The 14,314-nt window shown below is 70.1% G+C and carries 11 protein-coding genes and 1 tRNA gene; 2 read left to right on the top strand and 10 right to left on the bottom strand.

Annotated features, from left to right (window positions below):
* Positions 1-53: 53 nt before the first annotated feature.
* The 3 genes from ACGFSA_RS17455 to ACGFSA_RS17445 form a co-directional block, all read right to left on the bottom strand.
* The gene (locus tag ACGFSA_RS17455; protein WP_393305048.1) at positions 54-1,721 is read right to left on the bottom strand and encodes an FG-GAP repeat domain-containing protein; all 1,668 of its coding nucleotides are present in this window, start codon (positions 1,719-1,721) and stop codon (positions 54-56) included.
* A gap of 340 nt (positions 1,722-2,061) precedes the next feature.
* Positions 2,062-2,745 carry a TetR family transcriptional regulator gene (locus ACGFSA_RS17450; RefSeq protein ID WP_393305046.1) on the bottom strand — a complete coding sequence of 228 codons (684 nt, stop codon included), beginning with the start codon at positions 2,743-2,745 and terminating at the stop codon, positions 2,062-2,064.
* The gene (locus tag ACGFSA_RS17445; protein ID WP_393305044.1) at positions 2,742-3,743 is read right to left on the bottom strand and encodes an acyl-CoA desaturase; all 1,002 of its coding nucleotides are present in this window, start codon (positions 3,741-3,743) and stop codon (positions 2,742-2,744) included. Before ACGFSA_RS17445 ends, ACGFSA_RS17450 begins: the two co-directional genes overlap by 4 nt.
* 316 nt (positions 3,744-4,059) lie before the next feature.
* Between ACGFSA_RS17445 and ppc the strand changes: the two genes are divergently transcribed.
* The gene (gene ppc / locus ACGFSA_RS17440; protein ID WP_393305042.1) at positions 4,060-6,789 is read left to right on the top strand and encodes a phosphoenolpyruvate carboxylase; all 2,730 of its coding nucleotides are present in this window, start codon (positions 4,060-4,062) and stop codon (positions 6,787-6,789) included.
* A gap of 69 nt (positions 6,790-6,858) precedes the next feature.
* Here ppc and ACGFSA_RS17435 read toward each other — a convergent pair whose 3' ends face one another.
* The 7 genes from ACGFSA_RS17435 to ACGFSA_RS17405 form a co-directional block, all read right to left on the bottom strand.
* Positions 6,859-7,626, bottom strand: coding sequence for an LPXTG cell wall anchor domain-containing protein (locus ACGFSA_RS17435; protein ID WP_393305040.1), 768 nt, complete (start codon positions 7,624-7,626; stop codon positions 6,859-6,861).
* A 233-nt stretch (positions 7,627-7,859) separates the two neighbouring features.
* The gene (locus ACGFSA_RS17430; protein ID WP_393305038.1) at positions 7,860-8,330 is read right to left on the bottom strand and encodes a hypothetical protein; all 471 of its coding nucleotides are present in this window, start codon (positions 8,328-8,330) and stop codon (positions 7,860-7,862) included.
* A gap of 86 nt (positions 8,331-8,416) precedes the next feature.
* Complete coding sequence (pth, locus tag ACGFSA_RS17425; RefSeq protein ID WP_393305036.1) at positions 8,417-9,010, bottom strand: aminoacyl-tRNA hydrolase; 594 nt, start codon at positions 9,008-9,010, stop codon at positions 8,417-8,419.
* 127 nt (positions 9,011-9,137) lie between these two features.
* Positions 9,138-9,722 carry a 50S ribosomal protein L25/general stress protein Ctc gene (locus ACGFSA_RS17420; protein ID WP_393305034.1) on the bottom strand — a complete coding sequence of 195 codons (585 nt, stop codon included), beginning with the start codon at positions 9,720-9,722 and terminating at the stop codon, positions 9,138-9,140.
* Between the two features lie 183 nt (positions 9,723-9,905).
* On the bottom strand, positions 9,906-10,880 hold the full coding sequence (locus tag ACGFSA_RS17415) for a ribose-phosphate diphosphokinase (RefSeq protein WP_393305032.1): 975 nt from the start codon (positions 10,878-10,880) through the stop codon (positions 9,906-9,908).
* 120 nt (positions 10,881-11,000) lie between these two features.
* On the bottom strand, positions 11,001-12,434 hold the full coding sequence (gene glmU / locus ACGFSA_RS17410) for a bifunctional UDP-N-acetylglucosamine diphosphorylase/glucosamine-1-phosphate N-acetyltransferase GlmU (protein WP_393305030.1): 1,434 nt from the start codon (positions 12,432-12,434) through the stop codon (positions 11,001-11,003).
* Positions 12,435-12,597: 163 nt separating this feature from the next.
* Positions 12,598-12,668, bottom strand: a tRNA-Gln gene (locus ACGFSA_RS17405).
* A gap of 163 nt (positions 12,669-12,831) precedes the next feature.
* On the opposite strand from ACGFSA_RS17405, the gene ACGFSA_RS17400 reads away from it, so the two are divergent.
* Positions 12,832-14,145, top strand: coding sequence for a sensor histidine kinase (locus ACGFSA_RS17400; RefSeq protein WP_393305028.1), 1,314 nt, complete (start codon positions 12,832-12,834; stop codon positions 14,143-14,145).
* The last annotated feature ends 169 nt before the right edge of the window (positions 14,146-14,314 follow it).

Genomic DNA, 14,314 nt, shown 5'->3' with positions numbered 1-14,314 from the left:
GCGCCCTGCAGCCGGAAGTCCGGCCGCGGGGCGCTCTGTGTGGTGCGGGGTGCTCAGTACAGGTTGCGGTAGGTGTTCCAGCCGCCTCCGACCTTGACCTTCGCCGTGAACTTCCCGGTTCCGGTCGAGGTGTAGCGGTAGAGGTCGCCGGCGGAGTTGACGCCGACGATGTCGCCCTTGCCGTCCCCGTTGATGTCGCCGGGTGCGGCGAGCTTGTTGTACGTGTTCCAGCCGCCGCCGATGGCGACCCGCGACTTGAACGGGGCGGAGGCGTTGCCCGTGCCCGCGTACAGGTAGAGGGTGCCGCCGGTGGTGCGGGCCAGGAGGTCCGTGCGGCCGTCACCGGTGTAGTCGCCCGCACCGAGGAGCTTGTTGTACACACCCCAGCCCGACCCGACCTTGATCCGGGTGGCGAACGCGCTGCCCGTGCCGTTGCCGCGGTACAGATAGAGGTTGCCGGACCGGTCCCGCGCCAGCAGGTCGCCCTTGCCGTCGCCGCTCAGGTCGCCGGGGCCGACGAGGCTGTTGTAGATGCCCCAGCCCTTGCCGATCGTGTACTGGCCGTTGTAGAGCGTGCCGTCGAACACGATCGGCAGGTCCGCCTGGCCGTCCTTGTCGAAGGACGACGCCAGCGAGAGGTTGACGCCGGGCCAGAGCTCGTCGACGAGCACGCGGGGGCTGAGCTGGCCGTTGTTCTTCGAGTAGTACCAGTACAGCTTGTTGCTGCCGTCCAGCCCCATCAGCTCGTTCTTGCCGAAGTCGGGGTTTCCGCCCGCACCGAGGAACAGCGAGGCGGCGTTCCAGCCCGGGTCGCCACCGGTGCGGGCGAGGAAGGTGCCGCGCCCGGTCGACTCGTAGAAGTAGACCGTGCCGGACTGGGTGCGCACGAGGAGGTCGGCCAGGCCGTCGCCGGTCTGGTCGTCGACCCCGATGAGCTGGTTGTACGCGTTCCAGCCGTTGCCGACCTTCACCCGGCCCTTGAACGGCGTCGCGGCGGTGCCGGTGCCGGCGTAGAAGTACAGCTCGCCGCCGGTCGTACGGGCGAGCAGGTCGCCGATGCCGTCGCCGTTCATGTCGTTCGCGCCGACGAGCTGGTCGTACACGCCCCAGCCGTTGCCGACCTTGACCCGCGAGGCGAGCGGATTGCTGTCGACCGCGCCGTTGGTCGTGTAGAGGTACAGCTCGCCCGAGGGCGTGCGGGCCAGGAGATCGCCCCGTCCGTCCCCGTTCAGGTCGCCGGGTGCGAAGACCTTGTTGTAGATCTGCCAGCCCTTGCCGGACCAGGTGGCGTAGCCGGTGCTGTCCGAGCCCCAGCTCTGGAAGAGCGAGAGAGTGCCGGTCGCCGACAGGGTGAAGAACTCGGGACCGCCGCCGCCGTCGAGGTCGCCCGGCGCGATGATGTCCTTGTACTGCTCTTCGTAGTCGCCATTGATCGTGTAGACGTTGCCGGCAGCACCGGTCGACGGCTCGACGTACACCTGTCCGTCGATGGCGCGGTACATCAGATCGCTGTACCCGTCGCCGTCCACGTCCTGACGAGGCTTCGCCGGGACGACCGCGTCGGCCGCGCCCGCGGCACGCGCGGCCGCGGACTTCTTGGCGGTGCGCTTCGGCAGAGTGAGCGTCGGCAGCTGGTCGAGCCGGGGCTGCGCGGGCCGCTCGACGGCCGGGGCGTGCGGTGCGGGAGCGTCATCGGCCGAAGCCGGGGCGGCCAGCAGCATGCCGGCCGAAAGAACAAGAGCGGTACAGGCCGCGATCCGGCGCGCGCGCTTCGGGCGCGCGGGGACGGACCGGATGGGTTCCACAGAAGACAAAGCCCCCCCAGGGGTAAGTGGTGGAACTGGGTCGAACGAGTTCACGGATGCGTTACATGCATAGTGAACCGTTCCCGGGATGGTCACAGACTCTACAACTGTGACGCACGGGACTGAAGTGGTTCAACGATGAGCAATCAGCGGGGTTTCTGTTGCTCGGAGCGGCGGGGCGGCAGCACAGAAGCCGCAGCGGTGCGGGGTGCCGGGCGGGACCCCGCACCCGCCCGGCACCCCGAACCGCCCCCGCTCAGCTCTTCCGGTGACCTACCAGGCGCGGCTTCGACTCCAGGTTCTCCAGGCCGTGCCAGGCCAGGTTCACCAGATGCGCCGCCACCTCCGCCTTCTTCGGCTTGCGGGCGTTGACCCACCACTGGCCGGTCAGGGCGACCATGCCGACCAGCGCCTGCGCGTACAGCGGGGCGAGCTTCGGGTCGAAGCCGCGGGCCTTGAACTCCAGCCCCAGGATGTCCTCGACCTGCGTGGCGATGTCGCTGATCAGGGATGCGAACGTGCCGGTCGACTGGGCGACCGGGGAGTCGCGGACCAGGATGCGGAAGCCGTCCGTGTACGTCTCGATGTAGTCGAGCAGCGCGAACGCCGCCTGTTCCAGGAGTTCGCGCGGGTGGCCTGCGGTCAGGGCGCTGGTGACCATGTCGAGGAGCTGGCGCATCTCGCGGTCGACCACGACGGCGTACAGGCCCTCCTTGCCACCGAAGTGTTCGTAGACGACCGGCTTGGAGACGCCGGCGCGGGCCGCGATCTCCTCCACCGAGGTGCCTTCGAAGCCCTTGTCGGCGAAGAGGGTGCGGCCGATGTCCAGCAACTGTTCGCGGCGTTCCTTGCCGGTCATCCTCACGCGGCGGGTACGCCGGGTGGAGGGACGGTTCTTCTCGCTGCTCGTGCTGCCGTCGGTCGCCACGTCGTCAATCATGCCGCGTCGGCGTGCGCGGACTCGCGCCGGGAGTCGATCCGGCGGGACTCGATCCGGGCGGAGTCCGGCCAGCGCACGTCGTACGCCCAGCCGAGCTTCTCGAACCAGCGGATCAGCCGGGCACTGGAGTCGACCTGGCCCCTCATCACCCCGTGCCGGGCGCTCGTCGGATCCGCGTGGTGCAGGTTGTGCCACGACTCGCCGCAGGAGAGGACCGCCAGCCACCACACATTGCCGGACCGGTCACGGGACTTGAACGGGCGCTTGCCGACCGCGTGGCAGATGGAGTTGATCGACCAGGTGACGTGGTGCAGAAGCGCCACCCGTACGAGAGAGCCCCAGAAGAACGCCGTCGCCGCTCCCCACCACGACATCGTCACCAGACCGCCGACCAGCGGCGGGATCGCCAGCGACGCGATCGTGAGGGTGAGGAAGTGGCGGGAGATCCCGCGGATCGCCGGGTCCTTGATCAGGTCCGGGGCGTACTTCTGCTGCGGGGTCTGCTCCTCGTCGAACATCCAGCCGATGTGCGCCCACCACAGCCCCTTCAGCAGGGCAGGGAGCGTCTCGCCGAACCGCCACGGCGAGTGCGGGTCGCCCTCGGCGTCGGAGAAGCGGTGGTGCTTGCGGTGGTCGGCCACCCAGCGCACCAGCGGGCCTTCCACGGCCAGCGATCCGGCAACGGCCAGGGCGATGCGGAGCGGGCGCTTCGCCTTGAAGGAGCCATGGGTGAAGTAGCGGTGGAAGCCGATCGTGATGCCGTGGCAGCCGATGAAGTACATCGTGACCAGCAGACCGAGATCGAGCCAGCTCACACCGCGGCCCCAGGCCAGCGGCACCGCCGCGACCAGGGCCATGAACGGCACCACGATGAACAGCAGCAGGGCGATCTGCTCGATCGACCGCTTGTTGTCGCCGCCGAGCGTGGCGGAAGAGAGGACCGGACCGTCGGCCGCCGCTGCCGGGGCGTCGTCGATCACATCGGGGCTGGTGTTCATGGGGAGTCCCCTGGAGGGTGAGGAGTACGAGGACAACTCTGGCTACGCATCCGTAACCTACGGTTTCGTAAGTATGGCAGCGCGGAGGCCCGCAGCACGAGAGCTGAGCCGTCGGAGCTACCGCTCCACCGGGCCGCCGGGGGCTCCGGGCAACGCCGACGGCACGGACACCTATCCTGGAAGCGTCGGACAGCGCGGTCCGCACTCTGCTTTCCCGGGGCGGCGACAGCACCGCTGCAGCCGCGGACCCCGGACCCCCCTTGTGGGGAGACGCTTCGCGACGCACCTCCTCAATCACTGCAAGGAGCCGCACACTGTGAGCAGTGCCGACCAGACCCCCGCCGCCAGCCCCGAGCTGCGCGCCGACATCCGGCGCCTCGGCGATCTGCTGGGCGAGACCCTCGTACGTCAGGAGGGCCAGGAACTCCTCGACCTCGTCGAGCGGGTCCGCGCCCTGACCCGTACCGACGGCGAGGCAGCCGCCGAACTCCTCGGCGAAACGGACCTGGAGACCGCCGCGCAGCTGGTGCGGGCCTTCTCCACCTACTTCCACCTCGCCAACGTCACCGAGCAGGTCCACCGCGCCCACGAGATGCGCGACCGGCGCGCCGCCGAGGGCGGTCTGCTGGCCCGTACCGCCGACCGGCTGAAGGACGCGGACCCCGAGCACCTGCGCGCGACCGTCAAGAACCTCAACGTACGGCCCGTCTTCACCGCGCACCCCACCGAGGCCGCACGGCGCTCCGTGCTCAACAAGCTCCGCCGCATCGCCGAGCTGCTGGAGACCCCCGTCATCGAGGCCGACCGGCGCCGCCACGACCTGCGGCTCGCCGAGAACATCGACCTCATCTGGCAGACCGACGAGCTGCGCGTCGTCCGCCCGGAGCCGGCCGACGAGGCCCGTAACGCCATCTACTACCTCGACGAGCTGCACGCCAACGCCGTCGGGGACGTACTCGAGGACCTCGCAGCCGAGCTGGAGCGGGTCGGCGTCGAACTGCCTGCGGGCACCCGCCCGCTGACCTTCGGCACCTGGATCGGCGGCGACCGCGACGGCAACCCCAACGTGACGCCCGCCGTCACCCGCGAAGTGCTGATCCTCCAGCACGAGCACGGCATCACCGACGCCCTGGAACTCGTCGACCACCTGCGCGGACTGCTCTCCAACTCCATCCGCTACACGGGCGCCACCGACGAGCTGCTCACCTCCCTCCAGGCCGACCTGGAGCGGCTCCCCGAGATCAGCCCGCGTTACAAGCGGCTGAACTCCGAGGAGCCGTACCGCCTCAAGGCCACCTGCATCCGGCAGAAGCTCGTCAACACCCGCGAGCGCCTCGCCAACGGCACCCCGCACCGCCCCGGCTGCGACTACCTCGGCACCGCCGAGCTCATCGAGGACCTGGTGCTCATCCAGACCTCGCTGCGCGAGCACCGCGGCGGTCTCTTCGCCGACGGCCGGATGAACCGCACGATCCGCACGCTCTCCGCGTTCGGTCTGCAGCTCGCCACCATGGACGTGCGTGAGCACGCGGACGCCCACCACCACGCCCTCGGCCAGCTCTTCGACCGGCTCGGCGAGGAGTCCTGGCGGTACGCCGACATGCCGCGCGACTACCGGCAGAAGCTGCTCGCCAAGGAGCTCCGCTCGCGCCGCCCGCTCGCCCCGACCCCGGCCCCGCTGGACGCCGCGGGCGCGAAGACCCTCGGCGTCTTCCTCACCGTCAAGGAGGCGTTCGAGCGGTTCGGCCCCGAGGTCATCGAGTCGTACATCATCTCGATGTGCCAGGGCGCCGACGACGTCTTCGCCGCCACCGTCCTCGCCCGCGAGGCCGGTCTGATCGATCTGCACGGCGGCTGGGCCAAGATCGGCATCGTGCCGCTCCTGGAGACCACCGACGAGCTGCGCGCCGCCGATGTGATCCTCGACGAGATGCTCGCCGACCCGTCGTACCGGCGGCTCGTCTCGCTCCGTGGCGACGTCCAGGAGGTCATGCTCGGGTACTCCGACTCCTCCAAGTTCGGCGGCATCACCACCTCGCAGTGGGAGATCCACCGGGCGCAGCGCCGGCTGCGTGACGTCGCGCACCGCTACGGCGTTCGGCTGCGGCTCTTCCACGGCCGCGGCGGCACCGTCGGCCGTGGTGGCGGCCCCTCGCACGACGCGATCCTCGCGCAGCCGTGGGGCACGCTGGAGGGCGAGATCAAGGTGACCGAGCAGGGCGAGGTCATCTCCGACAAGTACCTCATCCCGGCGCTCGCCCGGGAGAACCTGGAACTGACCGTCGCGGCCACCCTCCAGGCCTCCGCGCTGCACACCGCGCCCCGCCAGTCCGACGAGGCACTGGCCCGCTGGGACGCGGCGATGGACACCGTCTCCGACGCCGCGCACGACGCCTACCGCAAGCTGGTCGAGGACCCGGACCTGCCCGCGTACTTCTTCGCGTCCACCCCGGTCGACCAGCTCGCCGAGCTGCACCTGGGTTCCCGTCCGTCGCGGCGCCCGGACTCCGGCGCCGGTCTCGACGGCCTGCGGGCCATCCCGTGGGTCTTCGGCTGGACCCAGTCGCGGCAGATCGTGCCGGGCTGGTACGGCGTCGGCTCGGGGCTCAAGGCGCTGCGCGACGCCGGTCTGGGCACCGTTCTGGACGAGATGCACGAGCACTGGCACTTCTTCCGGAACTTCATCTCGAACGTGGAGATGACGCTCGCCAAGACCGACCTGCGGATCGCCCGCCACTATGTCGACACGCTCGTCCCCGACGGGCTGAAGCACGTCTTCGCCGGCATCGAGGCCGAACATGCGCTCACCGTGAAGGAAGTCCTGAAGGTCACCGGCGGGACCGAGCTGCTCGGCACCAGCCCCGTGCTCCAGCAGACGTTCGCCATCCGGGACGCCTACCTGGACCCGATCTCGTACCTCCAGGTCTCGCTGCTGGCCCGCCAGCGCCGTGCCGCCGAACGCGGCGAGGAGGCCGACCCGCTGCTCGCCCGGGCCCTGCTGCTCACGGTGAACGGTGTCGCCGCGGGTCTGCGCAACACCGGCTGACCCTCTCGCCCGCAGTACGGCAGTACCCCCACCGGACGCATCCGGTGGGGGCACTGTGCTGCGCGGACGTCAGTGCTGCTGGGCCTTGCGGCGGCGCATCACCAGGAAGCCGCCGGCCGCGGCGAGCGCCGCGGCGACCGCCGCCATCGTGCCGACCGGGGCACTGCTTCCGGTCTCGGCGAGGTTGCCCGACGCACCGCCCTGGGTGGACGGGGCACCGGCCGGGGTGCTTTCCGAGGGGGACGGGGCACCGGACGGCTGCTCGCCGCCGGGAGCGGACGGGCTGGTGGACGGCGTGGCTGAGGGCTCCTCGCCGGGCTTCGTGGGCTCTTCGCCGGGCTTGGTGGGTTCCTCACCGGGCTTGGTGGGTTCCTCGCCGGGCTTGGTGGGTTCCTCGCCGGGCTTGGTGGGTTCCTCGCCGGGCTTGCCCGGCTCGCAGTCGGTCTTGAAGACCTTGTGCTTGGCCTTGCCGTTCTCGCCCTCGAAGTTCCAGAACAGCTTGTACTGGCCGTCGGGCAGGGTCATGTCGGTGGTACGGCCGTGGCCGGAACCGTCGAGCGCGAAGGCGCCCGTCTTGACCGTCTCGCCCTTGTCCAGGTCGTTGTTGGCCCAGGCCTCGATGTGCCACTGGACCTTCTGGGTGGCGTCGAAGCCGAAGGCGTCGAGGTAGAAGGAGCAGACCTTTGGTTCGTTCCTGCGGAGCTCCTCGCCGGTCTTGGCGTCGTGGATCTTCACCGTGCCGTTGTCGCCCTTGGGCGTCGCGAAGGCGGAAGGTGCCAGCAGCATCGAGGCGGTCACCGCGGTGACCAGAGCGCCGGCGGGAATGAGTATGCGCATGGGCAGTCCAACGTAGAGGATGAGGGATGCCGTGGGGGGTCGGTCAAGCCTCTTGTTCTTGCTTCCGCCGGTCAAGGTTGATGTGTCCACATCCGTCCCTTGTGTAGCGCTCTGCCTCAATGGTTCTGGATAACGATCGAACGAACACGCGGCTCCGGTGCGGGAGTCCACGACTCGGGGCGCCCTGGGGAAGGGCTCGGAGCGCGTGGCCCGGAAGCCGCTCAGGGCGAGGTTCAGAGGGCGAGGAACGTCGCCACCAGCAGGGCCGCGCCCGCGATCCCGGTTCCCCATGCGGTCCGGGTGAGCCGCAGGCCGCCGCCGATGATCAAGGAGGCGAGCAGCAGTGCGCCGCCGAGCGGCACCCAGGAGTGCAGGAAGCCCGGCATCCCCGTGCGTACGACCTCGTCGGTGCCGGGCTTCACGACGACCGGGAACCTGCCGCCCTTCTTCACCGCGACGGACCGCTCGATCGTCACACGCGAGCGCGCGGTGGCGTGCTCGGCGGGGGCGAACGGTCCCGTGCAGACATCGGCGCCGCAGCCGGTGACGGTCATCGTGCCGTGCTCACGGCCCTTGGCGAGGACGATGTGCTGCGTCGAGGACCAGGACGTCAGGACGCCCGCGACGAGCAGCAGCAGGACGACGCAGCCCAGGGCGGCGCTGCGGCCGTAGAGCAGTGCGCGGTGGGAGGTGCTCCGCTTCATGGGGAGCGATCCTTGGGCAGGCGAACGCTTTCGGTCAACTTCACGTCGGACCCCGGTCGGAAATGGTCCGGGATCGCCCTGCTATCTCATGAGTTGTACGCGCTCTGTGCGCGCTCAAGACCCTCCGCGAGCAGGCACTCCACCGAGTCCGCCGCCCGGTCCACGAAATAGCCGAGTTCCTTGCGCTCGGTGGACGAGAAGTCCTTCAGGACGAAGTCGGCGACCTGCATCCGGCCCGGCGGGCGGCCGATCCCGAACCGGATCCGGTGGTAGCCGGACCCCATCGACTTGGTCATCGACTTGAGTCCGTTGTGCCCGTTGTCGCCGCCGGCCAGCTTCAGCCGGAGCGTCCCGTAGTCGATGTCCAGCTCGTCGTGGATCGCCACGATGTGATCGGTCGGCACCTTGTAGAAGTCGCGGAGCGCGGTGACGGGGCCGCCGGAGAGGTTCATGTACGACATCGGCTTGGCCAGGATCACGCGGCGGTTGGCCGGTCCGGGCGGGCCCATGCGGCCCTCGACGACCTGCGCCTGCGCCTTCTGGGCCCGCTTGAACTTCCCGCCGATCCGCTCGGCGAGGAGGTCGGCGACCATGAAGCCGACGTTGTGCCGCTGCGCCGCGTGCTCGGGGCCGGGGTTGCCGAGGCCCACGATGAGCCAGGGGTCGGTGGCGTCGGACATCTGCGCTCGGTCTCCTTCGCGTACGGATGGTTCCGGATGACCCGGATACAGGCGGACGGGGCGGCGGGTCCCTGGGGAAGGAACCGCCGCCCCGTCAGTGAAGCAGGTGAAGCGGGGAGGACGAGGCTCAGGCCTCGGCACCCTCGGCCTCGGCCTCGGCGGTCGGCTCCTCGGCCTGCGCGGAGACGACCTGCAGCACGACGGCGTCCTCGTCGCCGGCCAGCACGGAGCCGGCGGGCAGCGGGATGTCCTTGGCGACGATGGAGTCACCGGCGTCGAGGCCCGCGATGGAGACCGTGACGGACTCGGGGATGTGGGTGGCCTCGGCCTCGACGAGCAGGGTGTTCTGCACGTACTCGAGGAGGTTGCCGCCCGGGGCCAGCTCGCCCTCGACGTGCACGGCGATCTCGACGTTGACCTTCTCGCCGCGCTTGACGGTCAGCAGGTCGACGTGCTCGATGTCGCCCTTGAGCGGGTTGCGCTGCACGGCCTTCGGGATGACCAGCGCGTCCTTGCCCTCGAGCTCGAGGCCGATCAGGACGTTGGCGGTGCGGAGCGCAAGGAGCAGCTCGTGGGCCGGCAGGGTGACGTGCATCGGCTCGGCACCGTGGCCGTAGACGACCGCGGGGACCTGGTTGTCACGACGGGCGCGGCGGGCGGCGCCCTTGCCGAACTCGGTACGGGGCTGGGCGGCGAGCTTGATCTCGGCCATGACTGCACTCCTCGTGGGGTGACGAAAACTGGATGGTCACCCGGCCCACGACAGGCCTGCTACGAAGAGCGCGTCGATAACGGACCGCCGTACCTATGAGTACGGCCTCCCTCGCCGAGCAACTCGCTGAGTCTACCCGGCGGGGAGGCCGCACCCAAAGTGGATCTTCTGGGTCAGGTGTTTCTACTGCTCCTCGAAGAGGCTCGTGACCGAGCCGTCCTCGAAGACCTCGCGCACCGCGCGCGCGATCGTCGGCGCGATCGAGAGCACCGTGATCTTGTCGAGCTCCAGCTCACCCGGGGTCGGCAGGGTGTCCGTGAAGACGAACTCGCTGACCTTGGAGTTCTTCAGCCGGTCCGCGGCCGGGCCGGAGAGCACGCCGTGCGTCGCCGTCACTATGACGTCCTCGGCGCCGTGCGCGAACAGGGCGTCGGCGGCGGCGCAGATGGTGCCACCGGTGTCGATCATGTCGTCGACCAGGACGCAGACCCGGCCCTTGACGTTGCCGACGACCTCGTGGACGGTCACCTGGTTGGCGACGTCCTTGTCGCGGCGCTTGTGGACGATCGCCAGGGGGGCGTCCAGGCGGTCGCACCAGCGGTCGGCGACGCGCACGCGGCCGGCGTCCGGGGAGACGATCGTCAGCTTCGAGCGGTCGACCTTGGCACCGACGTAGTCGGCGAGGATCGGCAGCGCGAAGAGGTGGTCGACCGGGCCGTCGAAGAAGCCCTGGATCTGGTCGGTGTGCAGGTCGATCGTGAGGATGCGGTCGGCGCCCGCGGTCTTCATCAGGTCGGCGACCAGGCGGGCCGAGATCGGCTCGCGGCCACGGTGCTTCTTGTCCTGGCGGGCGTAGCCGTAGAACGGCACGATCACCGTGATGGAGCGGGCCGACGCGCGCTTCAGCGCGTCCAGCATGATCAGCTGCTCCATGATCCACTTGTTGATCGGAGCCGTGTGGCTCTGCATCAGGAAGCAGTCGGCGCCGCGTGCGGACTCCTGGAAGCGGACGTAGATCTCACCGTTGGCGAAATCGAAGGCCTTCGTCGGCACGAGGCCGACACCCAGTTGATGCGCGACCTCCTCGGCCAGCTCGGGGTGGGCGCGGCCGGAGAAGAGCATCAGTTTCTTCTCGCCGGTCGTCTTGATCCCGGTCACAGCACAGTCTCCTCAGACGTGTTCCTGGCGCTGCACGCATGTGTCCCGATGTGCAACGAGCCAGCCGAAATGGGGTGAGCATCTATCACGGTACGCCGTGCGCGGCGTACCCGTTTCCGGTCAGCTTTCGCTGTCGGTCTCCTCCGTGGCGGCCTGAGCCGCCTGTGCGGCGGCGCTGCCCGGACGCTTACGTGCCACCCAACCCGCGATATTCCTTTGCTGGCCGCGGGCGACGGCGAGCGAACCGGCCGGTACGTCCTTCGTGATGACCGAGCCCGCGGCGGTGTACACGCCGTTCCCGACCGTGACAGGTGCCACAAACATATTGTCCGACCCGGTGCGGCAGTGTGACCCGATCGTCGTGTGGTGCTTCGACACCCCGTCGTAGTTCACGAAGACGCTGGCGGCGCCGATGTTGGTGTGATCGCCGATGGTCGCGTCGCCGACATAGCTCAGGTGCGGCACCTTCGTGCCCTCGCCGATCGTGGCGTTCTTCATCTCCACGTACGTACCGGCCTTGGCCTTCGGGCCGAGCGTGGTGCCGGGGCGCAGATACGCGTACGGGCCGACCGTCGCGCCCGGGCCGATCTCCGCCCCGACCGCGACCGTGTTGTCCACCCGGGCGCCCGCGTGGACGGTGGTGTCCGTCAGCCGGCTGTTCGGGCCGACCTCGGCGTCCTCGGCGAGGTGCGTGGTGCCGAGCAGCTGGGTGCCGGGGTGCACGATCGCGTCCTGCTCGTACGTCACCGTGGCGTCGATCAGCGTCGTCGCCGGGTCCACGACGGTCACGCCGGCGAGCATCGCCCGCTCCAGCAGCCGCTCGTTCAGCAGGGTGCGGGCCTGAGCGAGCTGGACGCGGTTGTTGATCCCGAGGATCTCGCGGTGGTCGGCGGCGACCGAGGCGCCGACGCGGTGCCCGGCCTCACGCAGGATGGACAGCACGTCGGTGAGGTACTCCTCGCCCTGGCTGTTGTCGGCGCGGACCTTGCCGAGGGCGTCCGTGAGCAGCCGTCCGTCGAACGCGAAGACGCCGGAATTGATCTCGCGGATGGCGCGCTGCGCGTCGGTGGCGTCCTTGTGCTCGACGATCTCGGTGACCGCGCCGCTTGCGGCGTCGCGGACGATCCTGCCGTAGCCGGTGGCGTCCGGGACCTCGGCGGTCAGCACGGTGACGGCGTTCGCGTCGGCGGTGTGGACGGCGGCGAGCGCGGTGAGCGTCGCGCCGGAGAGCAGCGGGGTGTCGCCGCAGACGACGATCACCGTGCCCTCGACGGTGCCGCCGAGTTCTTCGAGCGCGGTGCGCACGGCGTGGCCGGTCCCGCCCTGGACAGCCTGGTAGGCGGTCCGCACCTGGCTGTCGACGGTGGCGAGGTGTGCGGTGACCTGCTCGCTCGCATGGCCGACGACCACGACGAGGTGCTCGGGGTCGAGCTCGCGTGCGGCGGTGACGACATGCCCGACGAGTGAGCGCCCGGAGATCTCGTGCAGAACCTTCGGGGTCTTCGACTTCATGCGGGTGCCCTCACCCGCTGCGAGGACGATGACGGCTGCCATGGGGGCCTCCCCTGATCGAGCGGCGCCGGGGGCCTGAGGAGGTCCGGCGCACACGGATGTGCCCTTCGGCTTCGGATGGTGGACATCCGCAGGATACCGGGGGAGCTCCTGGCCGAAACGGGCGCGGGCCCCGACCGTCGTGGTCGGGGCCCGCCCGTACATGCTCCCCTGCCAGGATTCGAACCCGGACAAATGGCACCAAAAGCCACTGTGCTGCCGTTACACCACAGGGGACAGCAGAGCCGATCGACTGGATAGACCGTCAGGTCGTCGACCGGGCAGACAACACTATGCCGTACCACCGGCCTTCGACGCGACGGTTCAGTGCGCCCCGGCGAGGCGCGCTGTGATCCGCGTAGCCCGAAAATGAGGTGCGCCCGCCCGTAGGCTGGATGCCATGACAACGGGGGCATACCGGGAAGGCGCGGGAACAACTGCTCGCGGCTATGGGTGGTGGGAACGGCGGCGCAGTGTCGCCCTGGACGTGGGGCTGGCGCTCCTGTCGGCGCTGGAATGCGCACTGGAGGGTGTGGCGTTCGCGGGGGACACCGGGCTGCCGGTGCCCGTCGGGGTGGTGTTCGGCCTGCTCGCCGGGGCCGTTCTGGTGGTGCGGCGGCGCTGGCCGATCGCCGTGGTGCTGGTCGCGATCGCGACGACGCCCGCCGAGATGGGCTTCCTGATGGGCCTGGTCGGCCTCTACACGCTGGCCGCGTCCGACGTGCCGCGCCGGATCACCGCGGTGCTGATGGGGATGTCGCTGGTCGGGACGTTCATCGCCACGTACGTACGGATGCGGCAGAGCGTCTCCGTGCAGTCCGGGGACTTCGGGCCGGACGACTGGTACGTACCGCTGATGTCCCTCATCATGTCGCTGGGCCTCACGGCTCCGCCCGTGCTGTTCGGCCTCTACATAGGGGCGCGACGCCGGCTGATGGAGAGCTTGCGGGAGCGGGCGGACTCACTGGAACGGGAACTGTCGCTGCTCGCCGACCGGGCCGAGGAGCGGGCGGAGTGGGCGCGCACGGAGGAGCGGACCCGGATCGCGCGCGAGATGCACGACGTGGTCGCGCACCGGGTCAGCCTGATGGTGGTGCATGCGGCCGCCCTGCAGGCCGTCGCTCCGAAGGACCCGGCGAAGGCGGTACGGAACGCGGCGCTGGTCGGCGACATGGGTCGGCAGGCCCTGACCGAACTGCGGGAGATGCTCGGCGTGCTGCGGACGGGGGATCCGGCGGTGACCCGGGGCGCGAAGGTTCCGCTGGCCGCGGTGGGCGAGGCGGCAGCCGCTGCGGCCGCCGCCGCCACGGCGGACGGGCCGCGGCTGCACGAGGTGGAGACGCTGGTCGGGCAGTCACGGGCGGCCGGGATGACGGTGGAGCTGTCGGTGGACGGCGAGGCGTGCGCGTACGCCCCCGAGGTGGAACAGACGGCGTACCGGGTGGTGCAGGAGGCCCTGACGAACGTCCACAAGCACGCGGCGGGCGCGAAGACGTGGGTGCGGCTGGCGCACCGGGGCTCGGAAGTCGCGATGCAGGTGGAGAACGGTCCGTCGGACGGCGCCGCGACGGACGCGGGGCTGCCGAGCGGCGGCAACGGCCTGGTGGGGATGCGGGAGCGGGTACTGGGCCTGGGCGGCGTATTCGTCTCGGGCCCGACGGACGCGGGGGGCTTCCGGGTGTCGGCGGTGCTCCCGGCCCGCGGGGCCGCGTAACCCGCCTACGGCCCCGCCCCGTCCGGCGATGAGGACGCGGCGCTCACCCCGCGAGGGTTACGGGCTGTGCAGGCCGGCTTTTCGAGCCTGTCCGGCGATTGCGGTCGGCGCGTTCCGTTCGACACGGGTGCGGGCCGAGGGGGCCGGCAGGTGAAGCCCGTCCGGCGAT

The organism is Streptomyces sp. NPDC048496 (genome assembly GCF_043200055.1).
Lineage (GTDB): Bacteria > Actinomycetota > Actinomycetes > Streptomycetales > Streptomycetaceae > Streptomyces.
Note: the sequence above shows the minus strand (reverse complement) of the source record. Positions and strands in the feature narration are given on the sequence as shown.